Annotated in this window: 1 protein-coding gene and 1 pseudogene; one reads left to right on the top strand and one right to left on the bottom strand. The window is 73.5% G+C overall.

The genetic code is table 11. The features are described 5' to 3' along the window. Positions 1-132, bottom strand: a 132-nt coding sequence (locus tag EHS43_RS48715) for a cupin domain-containing protein (RefSeq protein ID WP_148104407.1), incomplete at its 3' end; no start/stop codon positions are given. Positions 133-213: 81 nt separating this feature from the next. On the opposite strand from EHS43_RS48715, the pseudogene EHS43_RS48710 reads away from it, so the two are divergent. After that, positions 214-381, top strand: a pseudogene (locus EHS43_RS48710) (NmrA family transcriptional regulator); the annotation flags it as partial.

Below are 381 nucleotides of genomic sequence, written 5' to 3'. Positions count from 1 at the left end.
GCGGACCAGCAGCATGACCGTCAGGGGCGCCCGGTCCTCCACCCGCACCGCCCAGGGCGGGTCGAAACACGCACGGATCATGAAGGCGCCACGCGCCCGCGGTCCTTCCAGCAGACCTGCCAGAGCGTCCATGCGGCCAGCGTAGACGCGTACGCATGGGAATGAGCCGTTCGGCGATGGCCCCTTGCGGGGCACCCGAGTTGACTCGACGGCATGACACAGGACACGCGCGACACGACGGTGGTGGTGACCGGTGCCTCGGGCCGTACGGGCAGCCGGGTGGCGCGGTCCGCGCGGGCCGCGGGACTGACGGTGCGGGCGGCCTCGCGGGCGACCGGGTTCGACTGGCATGCCCCGTCCACCTGGGCGGGGGTGCTGGCG

The organism is Streptomyces sp. RP5T (genome assembly GCF_003933965.1).
In the GTDB taxonomy this organism is placed as follows: Bacteria; Actinomycetota; Actinomycetes; order Streptomycetales; family Streptomycetaceae; genus Streptomyces.
This window is presented reverse-complemented; position numbering and strand designations above follow the sequence as displayed.